Raw genomic sequence first — 20,373 nt, forward strand, 5'->3', positions numbered from 1 at the left:
GTCAGTTGAGCAAACTGGCCGTGGCGTTATTGCGCAAAGTGAATACGCGCGTCATGGTGGTATGCAGAAAACGATCGCTTGCGACGGTTGGCTTGGTCGCGTTGCATTTGTAGTAGCTTTGCCCGGTGGCTCCGCTCACCACACGATTCGTGCCATGCATCTCCAGGCACACAGTCACCGTGACCACACGATCCCAGCCAACCTTGTTGTTGCCGTTGATGGCGTCGGCGGTGCCAGCGACAGTCGCGTCGGTCGTCGATTGCACCGGTGCATACTGGTTGCCGGTGTCGAGGTCGTACGTAATCAGCAAATTGTCGACGTTGCTTAGTACCGGCTGTGGGGCCCTGGTCCCTGCATTCCCTCTGCAATACAAGGTGCTGGTCTTAGTGTCGACATAAAAATTGTTGATGACGATACCGCCCTGCGTGCTGCTGGCGTTGACGGCCTGGGTCCCGCTGCAATCCGTCCCTGCGCCGCTAATGTTGGTTGCATCGTAATAGGGTTCGGTGGTGTAACTGACGGTGAACGCGGAAGGCCCGGAGATGTCGGAAGGCGCCGGAACCGGTGCGGCGGCACAAACCGGGCGTACGGCCACCGGCGTGACGAAGCCGTAATTACATCCGGTCAGTCCTTTCAGATCGGGATCCGACGCTGGCGGAAAGTCCGTGGTGGTTCCGCTTTGCATGTTGCCGAAACCCGCCTGCATCAGATTACGGCCAATCAACGCTAGCGCATAACGGCCATCTTCCTGTATGCGCGCATTGTCGTCGTTCAGACGCGAGCTGGAACGGCTGTTGAAGTAGAGACTGCTCAGGAACAATAATAAAAGCAGGCCTATGACCAGCGAAACCATCAGTTCGACCAGTGTAAACCCGTGCATGCCGGTGCGGCGGGCGGCTGTCGCCGAGTGTGGAGTCATCATGGCATCACCGTGGTCTGAAAGCAGCGCATTTCCTTCTGTTCGACGCCTGAAGGAAATACCGAAGCGTCGCAATTGGCGTCGGACGCATTGGCCAACAACTTGTCGGGTTCGCTGTAATACACCGTGACAGTCATGCCCTGCTTCGGGTCGTAGGCCGATACGTTGCCCCAGCCCCCGGCCAGCGCCCGGTTGAGGGTGACACGCCACTCGTAGATATCCCGGTTCGCAATTTCTTGTGCATTCGCGCAAGGTGGTGGATCGGCCTGGGCAGAACTGGCGCATGCCGGTACGGTCGATGGCGGCGCAGCGGAATACTGGTCATTCTTCAACGAATAAGTCACGGCGTTGCTCGCCCCACTGGCGGCCGTCTTGGTAACGGGTGAGGCGTTGGCGCGTATCCGATCCGCCATATCCGCACCCAGCTGGCTGGCCAGTGAGCGGAAATGCGCCACTTTCTGATATTTCAATGCAGCCATCTGCAAACCCGCGAGACCGAGCAGCGCAAAGGCAGATATGGTGATGGCGATCAGTACTTCGATCATGCCAACGCCACGTTGCCGCTGTGTGGCGAGTGGCGAGCTATTCTTGAGAAAGACCATATTTCCCGCTCCCTTCAATTGCTTAAAAAATGTCATGCCGGGCATGTGTCTGCACCTGCCGGAAGCGCACTAATCCGTCCGCTTGGCGAAAAGCAGACCTTGTGTGAAAAGTCGTTTTTGAAAGTAAACGTAAAATCACCAGGTGGAGCCGGCCAGGGTGCGCCGCTCGCGTTATAGGTAATCGCTGTCGCCGTTGATGCCGGCGTAATGCTGGTCCCGGCATTGAATGCGCCCTGGCGCGCCAGAATGCGATGTGCGGAAGATGCATCCGAATCCGGAGAGTCCGCAGCTGTGCCCACATAGATCAGCCAGCCGCTGGACCAGTTGCTATTACTCTTATCGCAAGCGTTCGATCCGCTTTCGGCACCGCTGCTACGGCAAATGGTGACTGCACCGGCGCGCTGAATCGCTTCGGAGCGCGCCAGCATGGTTGCGGCAATGAATTCATTCACATTGCCGGACAGACGCGTCTGGTTGATGAACTTGCCCATCGATGGCAATGCCACTGTTGCAAGTATTGCCACGACAGAAATGGTGACCAATAACTCTATTAATGTAAAACCCTTGCCTGAACGAAAAATAGTGCTTTTACAACACTGATTAAAATGCAATAAAATGCCAAATTTACTTCTTTGCACGTTAGATCCCCCCCGGGAAAATGCTGATTTAACGAGCATCTATTATAAATTTTGCATTGCCACATAGAAACCATTTGGGACTCCGCCTATCGTTGCTTCGCTACCGCTCATCTGTTACAAATTGTAATTAAACAATATTTTTTGTTTCAAATTGTAATAAACAAGAATTTTTTATTTATCTGTGATTTTATTTTTTCAGCGATCTGAAAGACTGTTTTCAATTGCGCTCCTCCTCATAAGCGCAGCCGCCAAATGCTATAATCCGCGCTTCCCGCAAATGGGCCGATAGACGCCTGATGTGCGGTGCTGCACTGCCGTTGCAGGTGAGCGATACTCACCGCCCAACGATCTTTGCCGCTGTATACGGTCATCCTTGTCCAACGCCATGCGCAGATGCGGCATGGCTTTCATCTAACGGAGTTTGCTATGTCGGCAACAATGCGGCCTATCCGCCTGCTTATTCTTTTCCTGCTGGCGACGCTGGCGTTTTCTGCCATGGCGATCGAGCGTGATTTCCCCGCCACTACCCTGCGTGGCAACATGACCATCACCGACTACCCCAACGTCACGATGAATGGCAACGTCCTGCGGTTGTCGCCCGGTTCACGGATCTGGAATACCCAGCAGTTGACGCAGATTCCCAGCTCGCTGGGCAGCGATACTTACCGGGTGAACTACACCGTGGACATGCAAGGCGATATCGACCGCGTCTGGATCCTGAGTCCTGACGAGGCCAGCCAGAAAATTGAAGCGCAACGCAATAGCCAGAAACGGTAATTAGAAGTAGTCATGGAAAAAACGATGCAAAAGAAAGTATTCATCAAGACCTTCGGCTGTCAGATGAACGAGTACGACTCGGACAAGATGGCCGATGTGCTGAACGCTTCCGACGGACTGGTCAAGACAGATCGCCCGGAGGATGCCGACGTGATCTTGCTCAATACCTGTTCGGTGCGCGAAAAAGCGCAAGAGAAAGTGTTTTCCGACCTCGGCCGCCTGCGCGAGCTGAAGCGTCTCAATCCCGATCTGCTGATCGGCGTCGGTGGCTGCGTGGCGTCGCAAGAGGGTGCGGCGATCGTCAAGCGCGCACCGTACGTCGATATGGTGTTCGGCCCGCAGACCCTGCACCGGCTGCCGGAGATGATCAGCCAGCGCCGCACTACCGGCAACGCACAGGTTGACATCAGCTTCCCTGAAATCGAAAAATTCGATCACATGCCGCCGGCCAAGGTCGACGGCGCGACCGCGTTCGTGTCGATCATGGAGGGTTGCAGCAAATATTGCAGTTATTGCGTGGTGCCTTACACCCGCGGCGAAGAAGTCTCGCGCCGTTTTGAGGATGTGCTGACTGAAGTGGCCGGGTTGGCCGAGCAAGGCGTCAAAGAAATCACGCTGCTGGGCCAGAACGTCAATGCCTTCCGCGGCGAGATGGCGGACGGCGAGATTGCCGACTTTGCCTTGTTGATCGAATACATCGCCGAGATTCCAGGCATCGAACGGATCCGCTTTGTCACCAGCCATCCGAAGGAATTCACACAGCGTCTGATCGATACCTACGCTAAGGTGCCGAAGCTGGTAGATCATTTGTACCTGCCGGCGCAACACGGTTCCGACCGTATCCTGTCGGCCATGAAGCGCGGCTATACCGTGCTGGAATACAAATCGGTGATCCGGCGCTTGCGCCAGGTGCGCCCGAACATCACGATTTCGAGCGATTTCATCATTGGCTTCCCAGGCGAGACCGATGCCGATTTCGAGGCATTGATGAAGCTGATTACCGATATCGGCTACGACAACAGTTTCAGCTTCATTTTCAGCCCGCGTCCTGGCACGCCTGCGGCCAATCTGCAAGACGATACGCCACATGAGGTCAAGCTGAAACGCTTGCAGCACTTGCAATCGGTTGTTGAACAGAACATGAGCAAGATCAGTGCAGCAATGGTCGGCACTGTACAGCGCATCCTGGTCGAAGGCCCTTCCAAGAAAAATCCGGATGAGCTGCAAGGCCGCACCGAGAATAACCGGGTGGTCAATTTCAATGCAGGGCCAAACGGCGCGCGCCTGATCGGCCAGCTAGCCGACGTCACGATTACAGAAAGCCTGGTCTATACCTTGCGCGGCGAAATCGTCGTGGCAGAATAGCGTGCGTAGCGTACGACATTGCGTCCACCGACCAACCAGACAAGATAAACACGCCCCGGTTTGAAAACTAAAACTCCTACCCAGCCGCATTATTTCATCCCGCAGCCGCTCGACAATACGCGGCTGGCGCACCTGTGCGGACCGCTGGATGAAAACCTGCGTCAGATTTCCGCTGCGCTGGATGTCTCGATTTTCCGCCGTGGCGACAAGTTCATCGCAGCTGGCAGCAACGCCGAGCGCGCCGTGGAAATCCTCGACCAGTTCTACGCCGTCGCCAACAAAGTGGTTTCAGTTGACGAGATCCAGTTGGCGCTGGTTGAGCAACGCGCCAAGCTGGGTATAGGGAAGAAAATCAAATCCGCCAAGAGCAACGGCAAGGCTGGCGCGGATACGGATGAAGAGGCGAATGCCGATCCGGCAGATGCCGAGCTGACCGAAACCGATATCGAAAGTCCGGTCCTGAAGACTCGCCGCAGCGATCTGCGCGGCCGCACTCCGCATCAAAGCCAATACATCCGTTCGATCCTGGAACATGACGTCACACTCGGTATCGGTCCGGCCGGCACCGGCAAGACCTATCTGGCGGTGGCCTGCGCCGTCGACGCGCTGGAACGCGATGCCGTCAAGCGCATCGTGCTGACGCGGCCGGCGGTCGAGGCTGGCGAACGCCTGGGCTTCCTGCCGGGTGATCTGGCCCAAAAGGTCGATCCTTACCTGCGCCCGCTGTATGACGCACTCTACGATTTACTCGGCTTTGACCGCACCCAGAAAATGTTTGAAAAGCAGGCGATTGAAATCGCTCCGCTCGCTTATATGCGTGGCCGCACCCTGAACCACGCTTTCATCATCCTGGACGAAGCGCAAAACACCACGCCGGAACAGATGAAGATGTTCCTGACCCGGATCGGCTTCGGCAGCAAGGCCGTGGTGACCGGCGACGTTACCCAGATCGATTTGCAGCGCGGCCAGAAGAGCGGCCTGATCGACGCCATGAACATCCTGAAAGACGTGCGCGGCATTGCCTTTACCCGCTTCAACAGCAGCGACGTAGTGCGCCATCCTTTGGTAGCGCGCATAGTCGATGCCTACGAGAGCGCGGCGCAGGCGACGCCGGTGGCGTCTACCCACGGCGTCATCGAAGCCGCTGCGCCAGCGCCCGTCAAACCTGCCAAGCCGGTGCAGACCGGCATTACCAAAACAGCTCGCAGCCGCCATGCCGTCAAAAAATAAACTTTCCTTGTCTGTACAGTATCCCGACCCGCGTCTGAAAGACAGCGTACCGCGCCCGCAATTGCGGCGCTGGGTGCAGGCCGCCCTGCTGGCGCCGGCCGAGCTGACAATCCGCTTTGTCGATGCCGAGGAAGGCCGCAGCCTGAACCGCGATTACCGCGGCAAGGATTACGCCACCAATGTGCTGACCTTCGCCTACTCCGAAGATCAAGAGGAAGAAGACAACGGTGTCACCCAGGCCGACATCATTCTTTGCACCGATGTCCTGGAGCGTGAAGCCAAGGAACAAAACAAGACTGTCGTGGAACATGCCGCGCATCTGGTGGTGCATGGCGTCTTGCATGCGCAGGGATATGACCATGAAGACGACGACGAAGCCGCCGAAATGGAAAACCTGGAAATTGAAATATTGCAGGCCTTGGGCTGGCCTAACCCTTACGCCGTCAGCTAATAGTTGCCACACATCACAAAAAAACGCCGCAATCGCGGCGTTTTTTATTGGCGGCACACTTCGTCACCGTCCATTTTATTATTAAAAATCAGTCACTTAGGAAAATTTCTTCCATCATTTTAATGAATGTAATAAACGCAATATTTATCACTTGGATAATATTTTTTGGCGCAGAATCTACTTAAACCTCTTATCTTTTTTATTAATAAGAATATGATGAATTAGTGTAATGAATCGATTTGGCCTGCGACTAAGCCACATGAAAACGATCATAGCCCCGCTGCCGGAGACAATCTTGAACCCTGTCACACCTCCCCTATTGACCACGCCTCTTTCCTTGCAGGTAGCCTAAATGTCAACATCCATACTCAAAAAGCCTGTCGTACATCCGCTCTGGCTACGCATCACACATTGGCTTAATGCACTGGCGGTGATCGTCATGATCCTGAGCGGATGGCGCATCTATAACGCATCTCCGATCTTCCCGTTCCGCATTCCCAGCGAATGGACCTTAGGCGGCTGGCTGGGCGGCGCCTTGCAATGGCACTTCGCGGCGATGTGGCTGCTAGCCTTGAATGGTTTGATTTACCTGTTGCTGAACACCGGCAGCGGCAGATTGTGGAAGAAATTCCTGCCCCTGCGTCCGCGCGAAGTCGTGCAGGACATGCTCAAAGCGCTGCGCGGCAAGCTGCAGCACGACGCGCTTGACCACTACAACGCGGTACAAAAGCTGGCATACGTCTCGGTCATCCTGGACTTGATACTGCTGGTGGTTTCCGGGCTGGCGATCTGGAAATCGGTGCAGTTCCCAATATTGCGCGAACTGATGGGCGGCTTCGACAACGCCAGGATCGTCCATTTTTGCGCGATGGCATTTTTAGTCGCTTTTATCGTGGTGCACATCATCATGGTGGCGCTGGTTCCACGCACGCTGCTGGCCATGCTGCGCGGTCGTTGAGGAGAACATGATGATCAAGAAAAAACTTGGACCGGCCTCGCTGCTCGACACCGAATCCATATTGAAGGATGCGCAGCGTGAACTGGCCTTGCCGTCGCGCCGCCTGTTTGCTAAACGGGCGCTGACCCTTGGCGGCCTGTCGCTGCTGACCGGCTGCAACATTACCGATGAAGCTTCCGTCAACCGCATGCTGGAACGCATCTCGCGCATGAACGACGGCGTGCAAGGCTGGCTGTTCGATCCGAAGCGCCTTGCACCCACTTACACACAGGCCGAGATGACCCGGCCCTTCCCGTTCAACGCGTATTACGGTATTGAGGACGTCCCGGATATCGATGGCAGCGATTATCAGCTGGAAATTCTCGGACTGGTGACCAACAAGCGTCCGTGGACGCTGGAGCAATTGCACAAGATGCCGCAGAACGAGCAGATCACCCGGCATATCTGCGTTGAAGGCTGGAGCGCCATCGGCCGCTGGGGCGGCATCCCGTTCTCTTACTTCCTCAAGATGATCGGCGCCGACCTGAACGCCAAATATATCGATTTCCAGTGCGGCGACGATTACCACACCAGCATCGATATGGCGACCGCACTGCATCCGCAAACCCAGCTGACGCTGACTTACGACGGCCAGATCCTGCCGCCGAAATACGGCTTCCCGATGAAATTGCGGATGCCGACCAAACTCGGCTACAAGAATCCGAAGCACATCGTGTCGATGGAAGTAACAAACAAATACCCCGGCGGTTATTGGGAAGACCAGGGATACAACTGGTTCGGCGGATCGTAATTGCTGGCTCTGCAACCTACTGCGCGACTCAATCTCGGGGGTTGCGATGCTCACCGTACTTGCGTACGGCGGCTGCGCTTCTCGCCCCCGATCTTGAATCGCTCGCTACGGTTGCAGAACCAGCCGAATTGTCTTTTTTGTTTAACTGTTTTTTTGGCGCTTTTGCCACTTTTACCTGGAGATCTGAAATGAAAAAAAGCCTGACAATCCTGTTGGTTACCGGCCTGATGATGAGTGCTGGCGGCGTTTATGCACAAGATGCAATGTCGAAAGATGCTGCGCCTATGGCCAAGGATGCAATGTCGAAAGACGCTGCGCCTATGGCCAAGGACGCCATGTCTAAAGATGCAATGAGCAAGGACAGCATGTCGAAGGACGCGATGGCCAAGCCGCATAAGAAGATGATGCACAAGAAAGACGCCATGTCCAAGGATGCGATGTCGAAGGACGACATGAGCAAGGACGGCATGGCCAAGGATGAAATGAAAAAATAATTATCATACTGATAATTCCGAAGGATAGTGCTTTTTTGGCACTATCCATTTTTTATGTGGCGAAATCGCCAGACAGGATCACAATATGACCATCGTGACACACGCGTTTCGTCGTCCTGTCACATATTTGTTGTATGCTATTGCTTCCGAAACAATGTGAAACCAAGGCTAACGCCATATGCCAGAGCACCCTAGTAGCGTCAAATCATTTGACGCTAAACCCCACCGGTCATTATTTGAACGCCTGACCGCACTGATTTCTCCCGAACCTGAAAACCGCGCCGAACTGCTCGACGTGCTGCAAGACGCACACGAACGCAACCTGATCGACGCCGATGCGCTGTCGATGATCGAAGGCGTGTTCCAGGTTTCCGACCTCTCCGCCCGTGACATCATGATCCCGCGTTCGCAAATGGACATGATCGACGTCACCAAGCCCATCGAAGACTGGATGCCCGAAGTCCTGTCGACCGCCCACTCGCGCTTCCCTGCCGTCGACGGCGAACGCGACAAGGTGATCGGCATCCTGCTGGCGAAAGACCTGCTGCGCTATTACGCTGAGGATTCGTTCGACGTCCGCGACATGTTGCGCCCGGCAGTGTTCATCCCCGAATCCAAGCGCCTCAATGTGCTGTTGCGCGACTTCCGCGCCAACCGCAATCACATGGCGATCGTGGTCGATGAGTACGGCGGCGTCGCCGGCCTGATCACGATTGAAGACGTGCTGGAACAGATCGTCGGCGACATCGAGGACGAATACGATTTCGATGAAGAAGAAGACAATATCCTGGCCATCCGCGACGGCGATCACGGCGGCCGTTGGCGCATCAAGGCACTGACCGAGATCGAACAATTCAATGAGACGCTGGAAACGGCGCTGGTGGATGAAGACGTCGACACCATCGGCGGCCTGGTCGCCAATCACCTCGGCCGCGTGCCGCGCAAAGGCGATGAATTCACCATCGACAACGTGCACTTTGAAGTATTGCGCGCCGATGCACGCCAGGTGCATGTCCTGCTAGTCGAAAAGCTGTCAGAATCTGCCAAGGAAGAATCCTGACAGAGAGAGCGTAGGTCGGGAGGCTTATCCGACCTACCTCAACCAACAGCAACATCAGCCTATGCGTTTTAGCCTTACCTCGATTAAATTTCCTTTCCTGCTCGCGCTGGCCGCCATTGCCGGCGCCATCAACGTCTTCGCCTTCGCGCCTTACGGACTATGGCCGATCCAGCTGCTCACCTTGGCGCTGCTGATTTTCTGTCTGCTGCGTATAGACAGAACCGGCGTCGGTCACATCAAACGCAGCGCCCTGCTCGGCTGGGCCTACGGTTTCGGCTGGGTCGCCCACGGGGTTTACTGGATTTATATTTCGTTGCATGACTTCGGCGGCTTGCCTGGCTGGCTGGCGGTACTGGCGGTGGCCGTTCTGGCGCTCGCCATGGGCGTGTATACGGCACTCTGCGCCGGCCTCAGCGTCTGGCTGCGGCAACGCTGGTCGGCTTCGCCGCTGCTGTTTGCACTGGCGATTTTCCCGGCATTGTGGGGACTGACGGAATGGCTGCGCGGCTGGCTGTTCACCGGCTTTCCTTGGCTCATTTCCGGCTACGCCCATACCTCTGGTCCGCTGAGCGGCTATGCGCCGCTGGTCGGCGTGTATGGTTTGGGCTGCATCTCGGCCGTCATCGCCGGCTGCCTGGCGCTGCTGCCGCAACGTAAGGCACCTGTTATCGCCGCAGTATTGGCGTTAATCGCCGGCCTTGGTTTACACCAGATAAACTGGACTTCGCCACATGGCAAGCCGATTTCAGTGCGCCTGCTGCAAGGCAACGTGCCGCAGGAAGAAAAATTCAACACCGCGCAGATCATCAATTCCCTCCGCCTGTATGTCGACATGATCCGCGCCGTACCGGCTGACCTGATTGCAACGCCTGAGACTGCGGTGCCGATTTTGCAAACCGAATTACCGCCGGATTTCCTGCCTGCGCTGTCTGATTTTTCCCGGCAGACCGGTAGCAATATCGCGCTTGGCATTCCTTATATCGACGGCCCCTATCGCTACTCCAACAGCGTGATCGGCCTTGCGCCGCAAGACAAGGCGGTTCCGGCATTCCGCTATGACAAGCAGCATCTGGTGCCGTTCGGGGAGTTCGTTCCGTTCGGCTTCCGCTGGTTCGTCGATATGATGCACATCCCGCTCGGCGACTTCCAGCGCGGCGCGGCGGTACAAGCGCCGTTCGCGGTGAAGGATCAATGGGTGTTGCCGAATATTTGCTACGAAGACTTGTTCGGCGATGAGATTGCGGCCCAACTGGCCGCGACCCATACAGCCGGACAGCCAACTGCGACGCTGTTGCTAAACATGTCGAACATCGCCTGGTTCGGCAATACGATAGCGTTGCCGCAGCATTTGCAGATCTCGCAAATGCGCAGCCTGGAAAGCGGCCGCCCCATGCTACGCGCGACCAATACCGGCGCTACCGCCGTGATCGATCCGCACGGCGTAGTCAGCGCTCAGCTGGCGCCATACAGTCGTAATACGCTGGCTGTATCGGTGCAGGGCTATAGCGGCATGACGCCTTATATCCTGCTCGGCAACCGTACACTGCTGGCGGCTGCGCTGCTGATGCTGGCCTTGAGCTGGTGGCGCTGCCGCACGCAGCGCGGCAAGCCTGAGCAGAAACGGGACTAAGGCTGTAAAAACCGCTAAAATCGCTGCTTTTAGCGCTAATGTCAGAAGCTTTATACATCGCGCTCCTGGTCGCCTCTTTCGGTCTCCACTATTAATCGGCACTTGCCGTACGGAAAAGCAACAAAAACGATGCTTACATTTCAACAAATCATTCTCAAATTACAAGATTACTGGGATGCCCAAGGCTGCGCCTTGCTGCAACCCTATGACATGGAGGTCGGCGCCGGCACCTCGCATACGGCGACCTTCCTGCGCGCCATCGGCCCGGAGCCTTGGCGCGCCGCCTATGTGCAACCGTCGCGCCGCCCTAAAGACGGCCGTTACGGCGAAAACCCGAATCGCTTGCAACATTACTATCAATACCAGGTAGTACTGAAACCTGCGCCGGAAAACATTCTTGAGCTGTACCTGGGTTCGCTGGCGGCGCTCGGCCTCGATCTGCAACGCAACGATGTGCGTTTTGTCGAAGACGACTGGGAAAATCCGACCCTGGGTGCCTGGGGCCTGGGCTGGGAAGTCTGGCTGAACGGCATGGAAGTCACTCAATTCACGTATTTCCAGCAAGTCGGCGGCCTCGATTGCAAACCGGTGCTGGGTGAAATCACCTACGGCATCGAACGGCTGGCCATGTATTTGCAGGGCGTCGAAAACGTCTACGACCTGGTATGGACGGAGTGGGTTGAAAACGGCGTCAAGAAGACCCTCAGCTATGGCGATGTGTTCCATCAAAACGAGGTCGAGCAGTCGACCTACAATTTTGAGTACGCCGATACCGAGTTCCTGTTTCCGCTGTTCGGCAACTACGAAACCCAGGCCAAGCGCCTGCTGGAAGTGCCTCTCGCGTTGCCGGCCTACGAAATGGTGTTGAAGGCGGCGCACACGTTCAATCTGCTGGACGCACGCGGCGCTATCTCGGTCACCGAGCGCGCGGCTTATATGGGCCGGATCCGCAACCTGTCGCGTGCGGTAGCGCAGGCGTATTACGATTCACGGGCAAAACTGGGCTTCCCGATGTGGGAGATCACCAAGGAAAACGCCGATCTGTTATTGCAAGAATTTGGAGATGAATACATGGCGGCTGTCGCTCAGCGCGCAGGGGAAACAGCATGAGCAGCACCCTGTTGATCGAAATTTTTACCGAAGAACTGCCGCCGAAAGCATTGGCCAAACTGGGCGACGCCTTCGCCATGGGCATCTTCAACGGCTTGAAAGCACGCGACTTCCTGGAAGATGGCGCACTCGCGACTGCGTTCGCCACGCCACGCCGTCTGGCTGTCGCCATCAGCAATGTGCGCGCCACTTCCCTTGACAAGACCATGCGCGAAAAAGTGCTGCCGGTATCGGTGGCGCTGGATGCCGAAGGCAAGCCTTCTGCACCGCTGGTCAAGAAGCTGGCCGCCATTGCAGCGCAATGCGGCAAGGTGGTAATCACCCCGGCCGAACTGGAACGCGCCCCCGATGGCAAGGCTGAGAGTTTCTTCTATAGCTACACCGCTAAAGGCGTGGCGCTGCAAGAAGGTTTGCAAACGGTGCTGGAGGACAGCGTCGCCAAGCTGCCGATTCCCAAGGTCATGAGCTACCAGCGCCAGCACGGCCACGCTGCCGGTCACACGGTGCGCTTTGTCCGGCCGGCGCACAGCCTGGTCGCACTGCATGGCGACCAAGTGTTGCCGCTGACTTTGCTGGGCCTGGACGCCGGCCGCCAGACCGAAGGCCATCGTTTCCTGTCGCGGGGCCGTATCTCGCTGGCCGATGCTGACAGCTACGCCAACACATTGGCGGAACAAGGCAAAGTTATCGCCAGTTTCGAGCACCGTAAGGAAAAGATTCGCCAAGCCTTGCTGGCCACGGCTGGCGAAGACAAGGTGCTGATGCCGGAATCGCTGCTCGATGAAGTAGCGGCGCTGGTTGAATGGCCGGTGGTCTATGCCTGCAAGTTTGAAGATGAATTCCTCAGTGTGCCGCAGGAATGCCTGATTCTGACGATGCAAACCAATCAAAAGTATTTTGCCCTGACCGACAACGCCGGCAAGCTGCGTTCGCGCTTCCTGATCGTGTCGAATCTGCAGACCGATGACCCGCACTTCATTATCGAAGGCAACGAGCGCGTAGTGCGTCCGCGCTTGTCCGATGCCAAATTCTTTTTCGAGCAAGACCAGAAAAAGAAGCTGGCCGAGCGCGTGCCGCTGCTGGCCAATGTGGTCTATCACAACAAACTCGGCAACCAGTTGCAACGCACCGAACGCGTCAAGGCGCTGGCGGTGGCGATCGCCACCCTGCTCGGCGGCGATGCCGCACTTGCCGAGCGCGCCGCGTTCCTGGCCAAGGCCGACCTACTGACCGACATGGTCGGCGAATTCCCAGAGCTGCAAGGCATCATGGGCAACTACTACGCGCGCCATGACGGCGAAGCGGAACACGTTGCTCTGGCAATTTCAGAACATTACCAGCCGCGCTTCGCCGGCGATGCGCTGCCGACTACCGACACCAGCACCGCCGTTGCACTGGCCGACAAACTGGAAACCCTGATCGGCATCTGGGGCATCGGTTTACAGCCAACCGGCGACAAGGATCCGTTCGCCTTGCGCCGCCATGCGCTGGGCATCTTGCGTATGCTGCTGGAAAAGCGCTTGCCGATATCGCTGACGCAATTGCTGGCCAACGCCGCCCAGCAGTTCGCCGGCAACGCCAATTTCAAGGATCCAGGCAGCGACGTGCTGCCTTTCCTGTATGACCGTCTGCGCGGCCTGCTGCGCGAACGCGGCTATGCCCAGAATGAAATCGAAGCGGTGGTGGCCCAGCAACCGGAGCAGCTGGCCAACATTATCGAACGACTGGATGCAGTGCAGGCATTTGCCGCCCTGCCGGAAGCAGAAGCGCTGGCAGCGGCCAACAAACGCATTACCAACATCTTGAAAAAGACCGAGAGCGTCGGCAATACGGTCAACAAGGAACTGTTGCGCGACGAGGCTGAACTGCAATTGTTCGTGGCGATGGATGCGCTCAAGCCGGAAGTCGACGCGGCATTTGCCAAGGGTGATTTCAGCACTGCATTGAAAGCGCTGGCGCAGTTGCGCCAACAGGTCGACGCCTTCTTCAACGATGTGATGGTGATGGCGGAAGACGAGCAGTTGCGCAATAACCGCCTGGCGCTGCTGGCCAAGCTGCATGTGATGCTGAACCAGGTTGCCGACATTTCCAAACTGGCAGCTTAACTCTTCGATCAGGCATATGAAACTTATCATCCTCGACCGCGACGGCGTCATTAACCACGACTCGGACGCTTTCATTAAATCGCCCGACGAATGGGTGCCGATCAAGGGATCGCTGGAAGCCATCGCACGGCTCAACCAGGCGGGTTACCGCGTGGTGGTGGCGACCAACCAGTCGGGCATCGCACGCGGCTTGTTCGACATGCAAACGCTGATGGCGATTCATCAGAAGATGCACGAGGCGGCGCAGCTGGTCGGCGCCGAAATCGATGCGATATTCTTTTGTCCGCATGCGGCCGACGACAACTGCGATTGCCGCAAACCGAAAGCCGGCATGTTCCACGACATCGGCAAACGCTTCGAAGTCAGCCTGCGCGGCGGCGTACCGACGGTAGGCGACTCGCTGCGCGATTTACAGGCCGGCTTTATTGCCGGTTGCGCGCCGTATCTGGTGCTGACCGGAAAAGGTGAAAAGACCCGTGAAAAAGGTGGCCTGCCACCTGGCACATTGATTTTCCCGGACCTGGCCGCGGTGGTCGAATTTCTGCTGAAGAAGCCGGTCGAGTTGGCTGTCTGATTGGCGAGTGCGTTGTCCATCTCGTACAAATAAAGCTTGTTAAAAATACCTGGAGTTTGCATGTTGCGTTTTTCCCTGTTCTTGCGTTCGCTGCTGTTCACCGTGCTGATGGCCATCCTGACTGTGATCTGGTCTTTCGCCTGCATCCTGTTTGCACCATTTCCGTATGCGCGCCGCTACTACCTGACCGCGCGCTGGAATGTCATCGTGGTATGGATGGCCAAGGTCATCTGCGGCATTCGTTACGAAGTAAAAGGCATGGAGAATTTTCCGGATGCGCCAGCGGTAGTGCTGAGCAAACACCAGTCGGCCTGGGAGACCATTTTCCTGCTGCAAATGACGCCACGCCCGCTGGTATTCGTCTTCAAGAAGTCGCTGACCTACATCCCTTTTTTCGGTTGGGGCATTGCACTGTTGCGCATGATTCCAATCGACCGCAGCAAGGGCCGCGATGCTTTCGCTCAGGTCGTGGAGCAAGGCCGCAAGCGGCTGGCAGACGGACAGTGGATCATCATGTTCCCCGAAGGTACGCGGATTCCGGTCGGCCAGACTGGCAAGTACAAGAACGGCGGCACACGCCTGGCGGTTGAAACCAATACCCTGGTCGTACCGATCGCCCACAATGCCGGCGAGTGCTGGCCAAAGAATTCTTTCATCAAGAAACCGGGCTTGATCACCGTCTCGATCGGCAAGCCGATCTACCCGGAAAACCTGGATAGCAGCGAACTGATGGTGAAAGTCGAAAATTGGATAGAATCTGAAATGCGGGTGATTTCACCTCATGTCTATTCCAGGCAAAAATAATACTCTCTAGCCAACATTGAAACTATTGCATCAAAAACCAACTAAGCCACGTCTGGGGCCGCATGCAACTCCCCAGGGCAAGGCACAGCAGCAACAGGCGCTGCAACTGGATCTATTTTCCGAAGATCCTATCGCCAGCGCTCCTCCTCCGCAGACTGTTAATCCAAGATCAACGTCGCCCAAGCCGCCGGTCGGTTCAGCCCCTGAGCTGGCTCCTGGCAAGCGGCGCCTGCATTTTGGTGAACATGTCCTCGATTACACCCTGCTACGCTCTAAACGGCGCTCCATCGGCTTCCTGATCAGCGATGACGGCTTGCGCGTCACGGCGCCCAAATGGGTCACGCTGGGCGACGTCGAGCTTGCCATCCGGGAAAAGAAACGTTGGATCTTTACCAAGCTAAGCGAATACCGTGACCGTTCCACCCGCCGCATGCAGCCGCAAATGGCATGGCGCGATGGCGAAACGCTGCCCTATATGGGGCGTAGCATTACCCTGCGGATTCACGCTACGCAAAAAGCTGGAATTCATTTCGACGACGTCAACGACCAGTTGATCGTCTGCCTGCCCGCCGACGCCGGCGAACAACAACTGAAAGACCGTGTGCTGGGCTGGCTGCAACTTGAGGCCAAACGCGTGTTCGGCGAACGGTTGCCGATCTATGCCAAGAAGCTGGGCGTCACCTACCAGTCGTTTGCGCTGTCGTCGGCGACCACCCAATGGGGTTCATGCACCTCGGAAGGCAAGATCCGCCTGAACTGGCGCCTGATGCATTTCGCCCTGCCGCTAATCGATTATGTGATCGCGCATGAACTCTCGCACTTGCGCGAGATGAACCACAGCCCGCGCTTCTGGGCGACGGTGCAATCCATCTTCCCGGACTTTGAAACCGCCCGGAAAACTTTGCGCGACAGTGCGCAAGAAACATTGCCGGTTTTCTGAAGCCGCTGCACTCTCTGTTACGCCGATGTAAACTATCAGCGTACTTTTGGCTTCAACATCCAAACACCGGCTCCCTTCCCAACCATCGAGAAAAAAATGCGAATCCTCCACACCATGCTGCGCGTCGGCAATCTGCAACGCTCCATCGATTTCTACACCAAGGTGCTTGGCATGAAACTGCTGCGCACCAACGATAATCCGGAATATAAATATACCCTGGCGTTCGTCGGCTATGGCAGCAATCCCGATCATGCGGAACTCGAATTGACCTACAACTACGGCGTCGAAACTTATGAGCAGGGCACGGCTTTCGGCCACCTGGCGGTCGCCGTTGAAGATGCTTATAAAGCCTGTGAGGATGTCCGGACTCAGGGCGGGAATGTGACTCGCGAAGCTGGTCCGGTAAAGGGCGGCAGCACTGTCATCGCTTTTGTCCAGGACCCTGACGGCTACAAGGTGGAACTGATTGAACGCAAAGCTGGCAATGCACCTGACATCAAACTCTGAGTTGCAGGCGCTGGCTGGCGCTCTTAAGCGGCGCCGTCCGGCAGGCGATTAGCCAGCGCTACGAATAACTCCATCGAAATAGCTTCTGGCCGCGCTTGCGGGTCGACGCCGGCGTCGATCAGTTGATTTTCACTGAACATGCCGGCCAAGCAGTTGCGTATCACCTTGCGGCGTTGGGTAAATGCCTTGAGCACCACGGCTTCGAGTTTCTTCTGGTCGCAGGCCAAGGGTTGGGCAATCGGAACCATGCGCACAATGGCTGATTCGACCCGCGGTGGCGGATCGAAGGCGGTTGGCGGCACGATGAACAACAACGACATCTGGTAGCGCCATTGCAGCATCACAGAAAGGCGGCCAAAGGCTTTGCTGCCCGGTTCCGCCACCATCCGCTCCACTACTTCCTTTTGCAGCATGAAATGCTGGTCTTCCACCAGCGGCGCAATCTCGGCCAGGTGGAACAACAACGGACTGGAGATGTTGTAGGGAAGATTGCCCACCACGCGTAGTTTTTTATCGCCGATCAGGGGGATGCTGGCGAAATCGAATTTCAAGGCATCGGCGGAATGCACATGCAAACGGGCCGGATCGAAATTCTTTTCGAGACGTGCGACCAGATCGCGGTCCAGTTCAACCACGTGCAGGTTTTTCAGCGACTCCAGCAGTAAGCGCGTCATGGCTGCCAGGCCCGGGCCGATTTCGACCATATTATCGTCGGCTTGCGGATCGATCGCGCCGATGATGTTGTACAGCACGGTATCGTCCGTCAAAAAATTCTGGCCGAAACGTTTGCGGGGAATATGTTTCATAAATTCTCTTGTCTATTGAGTACAGGCAGGGATGCCAAGTGCCTTGGCGCCTTGCGCCTTCGCAAACCCGCAGATTGGGTTAGCTCGACCGGCCAGCCCGCACCATCTGCGCCGCGGTATTCATTGCCGCCAGCATGCTGCCATGATCGGCGCGGCCCAGGCCGGCGGCTGCCAAATCCAGCGCTGTGCCGTGGTCCACGGAAGTGCGAATAAACGGCAAACCCAAGGTGATGTTGATGCCATGTCCGAAGCTGGCGTATTTCAATACTGGCAAACCCTGGTCGTGATACATCGCCAGGATGCAATCGGCTTCATCCAGATACTTTTGCTGGAACAGCGTATCGGCAGGATAAGGACCGCTCACCGCGATACCGTTGGCTTTGGCCGCTTCCAGCACAGGGCTGATGATATCGATTTCCTCACGGCCCAGATAGCCGCCCTCGCCCGCATGCGGGTTCAGTCCGGTTACCAGGATACGCGGCTGCGCCAGGCCGAACTTGCTCTTCAGATCAGCATGCAGGATAGCGATGGTACGGCTCAGGCTATCGAAAGTGATCGCCGCTGCCACATCTTTCAACGCCAGATGGGTGGTTGCCAGTGCCACGCGTAGCGGCGGCGTGGTTCTGTCGGTCGCCAGCATCATGACCACTTGCGCCGTGACGCTTTTTTCCGCCAGATATTCGGTGTGCCCGGTAAAGGCTACACCGGCGTCATTGATCGTGCTCTTTTGCAAAGGCGCGGTGACCATGCCGTCGAAATTCCCCTGCAACGCGCCGCCGATGGCGATATCCAGCGTACGCAGCACCGCTCTGCCATTGCGTGCATCCAGCACACCCGGCTGCACATGGGCATCAAGCTGGCAATCGATCACCGCGATCTGATCGACCGCGAAATCCGGCAAGCCGTCATTGAGGAAGGCCTGCTGTGACAAGGCAACCAGACGGATTTGCGGATCGATGTCGGCCGCAATCATGGCCAGGAAAGCGGCATCGCCAATCAGTACGCTCTTGATTTGCGTACGCAATTGCCAGGCAGCTCTGATCGATACTTCAGGGCCGATACCGGCCGGCTCGCCACAGGTAACGGCCAGTACAGGCCGCCGCTGCAGATCGACCGGAGTGGCCGCTAATGGATCAGGCATGCGTACTTTCCAGGTTGAACGGTTCAGTGATCGTCGTTACGGTATTCGACGTAAGTACGGTCGCGCAATTGACGCAGCCAGTCGTTGGTGGCTTCTTCGGTTTTGCGTTCGCGAATTGCCATCCGGGCGGCCAGACGCTGACGCTCTTTCGATACATCGTTGGTCTTGCGTTCGATCACCTGGATCAGGTGATAGCCGAATGGCGACTCGATAGGATCGCTAACCTGTCCCGGTTTCAAGGCATCCATCGCCCGTTCGAACTCAGGCACCGTATCGCCGGGATACACCCAGCCGAGATCGCCGCCTTTGGAAGCCGACAAATCGTTGGAGTACTGCTTGGCCAAGTCTTCGAATTTGGCGGCGTTGTTATCCAGGCGCTCTTTCAAGTCGAGCAGACGGCGACGGGCGTCAGCGGCTGTCACTGTTGGCGTGACCTTGATCAGGATATGACGGACATGAGTCTGCTGCACAGGTGCTGCGGCAGTATCTTTCGGCGCATTGGCAGCAGCACGTTTGTTGATCAGCTTGACGATATGAAAACCGTTGGCGCTCTTCAATATTCCCGATACCTGGCCTGGGGACAGATTGGCGACAGCATCAACATACAACGATGGCAGACGGTCTTGTGCACGCCATCCCATGTCGCCGCCGGTCAAGGCGTCGTTGGAATCGGAATAAGCGGCAGCGATGGAAGCGAAATTACCGCCAGAGCGGATTTGCTGCATCGCTTCCTCAGCACGCTTGGCGCGCTGGGCAATCTGGTCGGCCGTCGCATTTTCCGGCACGCGTACCAGAATCTGGGCTAGATCCAGTTCCTGTGCATTTTGCTTGCTGCTGCTGTCTGCTGTGATGTAATTGTCGACTTCCGATTCCGAAATCTGGATCTTGTTGTCGACTTCGCGTTCACGCAGTCGTTGCAACAGCATTTCCTGGCGGATTTCTTCACGGAATGCAGGGTAAGGGATCTTGTCCTGGGCCAATTGCCTCTGGAAATCCGCCATCGACATTTTGTTTTGCTCGGCAATCCGGCCGATAGCACGATCCAGCATGACGTCATCCACCGACAAGCCATTCTCTTTCGCCAGTTGCACCTCGGCGCGCTCAAGAATCATGCGCTCCAACATTTGCTTTTGCAGTTCCGCAACAGGAGGTAACTCCACGTTCTGTGCCTTCATCCGTTGCATCACATCGTTCAGACGCTTGGTCAGTTCCTGCTGGGTAATCACATCGGTGTTGACCACCGCGACAATGGCGTCAACGGTTTGCGGCGCGACTTTTGCGGCAGATGCGGCGACGGCAGGCGCTGGCGCAGTTGCTGCTGCCGGCGTAACCAAAGGCGGCGTGATTTGACTCGACGCAGCTTGCGCCCAGGCGCTGCCGGCAGTTGCAGTCAACAGCAAGATGGCAATTGCCGCAAGTTGGGTTTGATTGGTTTTACGCATAATTGGAAAAACGTTCATGGGTGAGGATAA

At 56.6% G+C, this 20,373-nt stretch carries 21 protein-coding genes; 15 read left to right on the forward strand and 6 right to left on the reverse strand.

Annotation, left to right across the window (positions count from 1 at the left end; translation table 11 throughout):
- Position 1: 1 nt before the first annotated feature.
- Genes LT85_RS20415 through LT85_RS25635 form a run of 3 tightly spaced genes read right to left on the reverse strand, consistent with a single transcriptional unit; the run spans position 2 to position 2,198 of the window.
- Positions 2 to 922, reverse strand: a complete 921-nt coding sequence (locus LT85_RS20415) for a PilW family protein (RefSeq protein WP_038492615.1) — start codon at positions 920 to 922, stop codon at positions 2 to 4.
- A complete protein-coding gene (gene pilV / locus LT85_RS25630) occupies positions 919 to 1,521 on the reverse strand; it encodes a type IV pilus modification protein PilV (RefSeq protein WP_081992824.1) in 603 nt (200 codons plus the stop codon). The genes LT85_RS20415 and pilV overlap by 4 nt, the downstream gene beginning before the upstream one ends.
- Before the next feature lie 32 nt (positions 1,522 to 1,553).
- The gene (locus tag LT85_RS25635) at positions 1,554 to 2,198 is read right to left on the reverse strand and encodes a GspH/FimT family pseudopilin (RefSeq protein WP_081992596.1); all 645 of its coding nucleotides are present in this window, start codon (positions 2,196 to 2,198) and stop codon (positions 1,554 to 1,556) included.
- A gap of 387 nt (positions 2,199 to 2,585) precedes the next feature.
- Here LT85_RS25635 and LT85_RS20430 point away from each other — a divergent pair, with 387 nt between their 5' ends.
- The 15 genes from LT85_RS20430 to gloA all read left to right on the forward strand — a co-directional run bounded on the left by LT85_RS20430 (position 2,586) and on the right by gloA (position 16,954).
- A complete protein-coding gene (locus LT85_RS20430; protein WP_052135356.1) occupies positions 2,586 to 2,936 on the forward strand; it encodes a hypothetical protein in 351 nt (116 codons plus the stop codon).
- Between the two features lie 24 nt (positions 2,937 to 2,960).
- Complete coding sequence (gene miaB / locus LT85_RS20435; protein WP_038492620.1) at positions 2,961 to 4,301, forward strand: tRNA (N6-isopentenyl adenosine(37)-C2)-methylthiotransferase MiaB; 1,341 nt, start codon at positions 2,961 to 2,963, stop codon at positions 4,299 to 4,301.
- A gap of 60 nt (positions 4,302 to 4,361) precedes the next feature.
- On the forward strand, positions 4,362 to 5,531 hold the full coding sequence (locus LT85_RS20440) for a PhoH family protein (protein ID WP_038492623.1): 1,170 nt from the start codon (positions 4,362 to 4,364) through the stop codon (positions 5,529 to 5,531).
- Complete coding sequence (ybeY, locus tag LT85_RS20445; RefSeq protein WP_038492625.1) at positions 5,515 to 5,982, forward strand: rRNA maturation RNase YbeY; 468 nt, start codon at positions 5,515 to 5,517, stop codon at positions 5,980 to 5,982. Before LT85_RS20440 ends, ybeY begins: the two co-directional genes overlap by 17 nt.
- 352 nt (positions 5,983 to 6,334) lie before the next feature.
- Positions 6,335 to 6,940, forward strand: a complete 606-nt coding sequence (locus tag LT85_RS20450) for a cytochrome b/b6 domain-containing protein (protein ID WP_038492628.1) — start codon at positions 6,335 to 6,337, stop codon at positions 6,938 to 6,940.
- A gap of 10 nt (positions 6,941 to 6,950) precedes the next feature.
- Positions 6,951 to 7,730, forward strand: a complete 780-nt coding sequence (locus LT85_RS20455; protein ID WP_038492631.1) for a molybdopterin-dependent oxidoreductase — start codon at positions 6,951 to 6,953, stop codon at positions 7,728 to 7,730.
- Positions 7,731 to 7,918: 188 nt separating this feature from the next.
- Positions 7,919 to 8,224 carry a pentapeptide MXKDX repeat protein gene (locus tag LT85_RS20460; protein ID WP_038492634.1) on the forward strand — a complete coding sequence of 102 codons (306 nt, stop codon included), beginning with the start codon at positions 7,919 to 7,921 and terminating at the stop codon, positions 8,222 to 8,224.
- Positions 8,225 to 8,402: 178 nt separating this feature from the next.
- Positions 8,403 to 9,284, forward strand: a complete 882-nt coding sequence (locus LT85_RS20465; RefSeq protein WP_038492636.1) for an HlyC/CorC family transporter — start codon at positions 8,403 to 8,405, stop codon at positions 9,282 to 9,284.
- A 61-nt stretch (positions 9,285 to 9,345) separates the two neighbouring features.
- Complete coding sequence (gene lnt / locus LT85_RS20470) at positions 9,346 to 10,914, forward strand: apolipoprotein N-acyltransferase (protein WP_052135357.1); 1,569 nt, start codon at positions 9,346 to 9,348, stop codon at positions 10,912 to 10,914.
- Positions 10,915 to 11,043: 129 nt separating this feature from the next.
- Positions 11,044 to 12,024, forward strand: a complete 981-nt coding sequence (glyQ, locus tag LT85_RS20475) for a glycine--tRNA ligase subunit alpha (protein ID WP_038492641.1) — start codon at positions 11,044 to 11,046, stop codon at positions 12,022 to 12,024.
- Positions 12,021 to 14,129, forward strand: coding sequence for a glycine--tRNA ligase subunit beta (glyS, locus tag LT85_RS20480; RefSeq protein ID WP_038492644.1), 2,109 nt, complete (start codon positions 12,021 to 12,023; stop codon positions 14,127 to 14,129). Before glyQ ends, glyS begins: the two co-directional genes overlap by 4 nt.
- Positions 14,130 to 14,145: 16 nt before the next feature.
- A complete protein-coding gene (gene gmhB / locus LT85_RS20485) occupies positions 14,146 to 14,703 on the forward strand; it encodes a D-glycero-beta-D-manno-heptose 1,7-bisphosphate 7-phosphatase (RefSeq protein ID WP_038492647.1) in 558 nt (185 codons plus the stop codon).
- Positions 14,704 to 14,763: 60 nt separating this feature from the next.
- Complete coding sequence (locus LT85_RS20490; protein WP_038492650.1) at positions 14,764 to 15,507, forward strand: lysophospholipid acyltransferase family protein; 744 nt, start codon at positions 14,764 to 14,766, stop codon at positions 15,505 to 15,507.
- A 16-nt stretch (positions 15,508 to 15,523) separates the two neighbouring features.
- Positions 15,524 to 16,447, forward strand: coding sequence for a M48 family metallopeptidase (locus LT85_RS20495; RefSeq protein WP_038492653.1), 924 nt, complete (start codon positions 15,524 to 15,526; stop codon positions 16,445 to 16,447).
- A gap of 96 nt (positions 16,448 to 16,543) precedes the next feature.
- Positions 16,544 to 16,954 (forward strand): lactoylglutathione lyase, encoded by a 411-nt coding sequence (gene gloA, locus LT85_RS20500; protein WP_038492656.1) that lies wholly within the window; start codon positions 16,544 to 16,546, stop codon positions 16,952 to 16,954.
- A gap of 23 nt (positions 16,955 to 16,977) precedes the next feature.
- Here the strand turns inward: gloA and rsmA are convergent, their stop codons facing one another.
- From rsmA to LT85_RS20515, 3 genes are all read right to left on the reverse strand, one after another.
- Positions 16,978 to 17,760, reverse strand: coding sequence for a 16S rRNA (adenine(1518)-N(6)/adenine(1519)-N(6))-dimethyltransferase RsmA (gene rsmA / locus LT85_RS20505; protein ID WP_038492659.1), 783 nt, complete (start codon positions 17,758 to 17,760; stop codon positions 16,978 to 16,980).
- Between the two features lie 79 nt (positions 17,761 to 17,839).
- The gene (gene pdxA, locus LT85_RS20510; protein ID WP_052135358.1) at positions 17,840 to 18,901 is read right to left on the reverse strand and encodes a 4-hydroxythreonine-4-phosphate dehydrogenase PdxA; all 1,062 of its coding nucleotides are present in this window, start codon (positions 18,899 to 18,901) and stop codon (positions 17,840 to 17,842) included.
- Between the two features lie 23 nt (positions 18,902 to 18,924).
- Positions 18,925 to 20,343, reverse strand: a complete 1,419-nt coding sequence (locus tag LT85_RS20515) for a peptidylprolyl isomerase (RefSeq protein ID WP_253273587.1) — start codon at positions 20,341 to 20,343, stop codon at positions 18,925 to 18,927.
- Positions 20,344 to 20,373: the final 30 nt, after the last annotated feature.

The sequence above is a fragment of the Collimonas arenae genome (assembly GCF_000786695.1).
GTDB classification, from domain to species: domain Bacteria; phylum Pseudomonadota; class Gammaproteobacteria; order Burkholderiales; family Burkholderiaceae_D; genus Collimonas; species Collimonas arenae_A.

Bases quoted from the DNA above. Each gene is read 5' to 3' on its own strand.
- LT85_RS20415 (WP_038492615.1), bottom strand. From the start codon at position 922: ATGATGACTCCACACTCGGCGACAGCCGCCCGCCGCACCGGCATGCAC.
- pilV (WP_081992824.1), bottom strand. From the start codon at position 1,521: ATGGTCTTTCTCAAGAATAGCTCGCCACTCGCCACACAGCGGCAACGT.
- LT85_RS25635 (WP_081992596.1), bottom strand. From the start codon at position 2,198: ATGCTCGTTAAATCAGCATTTTCCCGGGGGGGATCTAACGTGCAAAGA.
- LT85_RS20430 (WP_052135356.1), top strand. From the start codon at position 2,586: ATGTCGGCAACAATGCGGCCTATCCGCCTGCTTATTCTTTTCCTGCTG.
- miaB (WP_038492620.1), top strand. From the start codon at position 2,961: ATGCAAAAGAAAGTATTCATCAAGACCTTCGGCTGTCAGATGAACGAG.
- ybeY (WP_038492625.1), top strand. From the start codon at position 5,515: ATGCCGTCAAAAAATAAACTTTCCTTGTCTGTACAGTATCCCGACCCG.
- LT85_RS20450 (WP_038492628.1), top strand. From the start codon at position 6,335: ATGTCAACATCCATACTCAAAAAGCCTGTCGTACATCCGCTCTGGCTA.
- LT85_RS20455 (WP_038492631.1), top strand. From the start codon at position 6,951: ATGATCAAGAAAAAACTTGGACCGGCCTCGCTGCTCGACACCGAATCC.
- LT85_RS20460 (WP_038492634.1), top strand. From the start codon at position 7,919: ATGAAAAAAAGCCTGACAATCCTGTTGGTTACCGGCCTGATGATGAGT.
- LT85_RS20465 (WP_038492636.1), top strand. From the start codon at position 8,403: ATGCCAGAGCACCCTAGTAGCGTCAAATCATTTGACGCTAAACCCCAC.
- lnt (WP_052135357.1), top strand. From the start codon at position 9,346: ATGCGTTTTAGCCTTACCTCGATTAAATTTCCTTTCCTGCTCGCGCTG.
- glyQ (WP_038492641.1), top strand. From the start codon at position 11,044: ATGCTTACATTTCAACAAATCATTCTCAAATTACAAGATTACTGGGAT.
- glyS (WP_038492644.1), top strand. From the start codon at position 12,021: ATGAGCAGCACCCTGTTGATCGAAATTTTTACCGAAGAACTGCCGCCG.
- gmhB (WP_038492647.1), top strand. From the start codon at position 14,146: ATGAAACTTATCATCCTCGACCGCGACGGCGTCATTAACCACGACTCG.
- LT85_RS20490 (WP_038492650.1), top strand. From the start codon at position 14,764: ATGTTGCGTTTTTCCCTGTTCTTGCGTTCGCTGCTGTTCACCGTGCTG.
- gloA (WP_038492656.1), top strand. From the start codon at position 16,544: ATGCGAATCCTCCACACCATGCTGCGCGTCGGCAATCTGCAACGCTCC.
- rsmA (WP_038492659.1), bottom strand. From the start codon at position 17,760: ATGAAACATATTCCCCGCAAACGTTTCGGCCAGAATTTTTTGACGGAC.
- pdxA (WP_052135358.1), bottom strand. From the start codon at position 18,901: ATGCCTGATCCATTAGCGGCCACTCCGGTCGATCTGCAGCGGCGGCCT.
- LT85_RS20515 (WP_253273587.1), bottom strand. From the start codon at position 20,343: ATGCGTAAAACCAATCAAACCCAACTTGCGGCAATTGCCATCTTGCTG.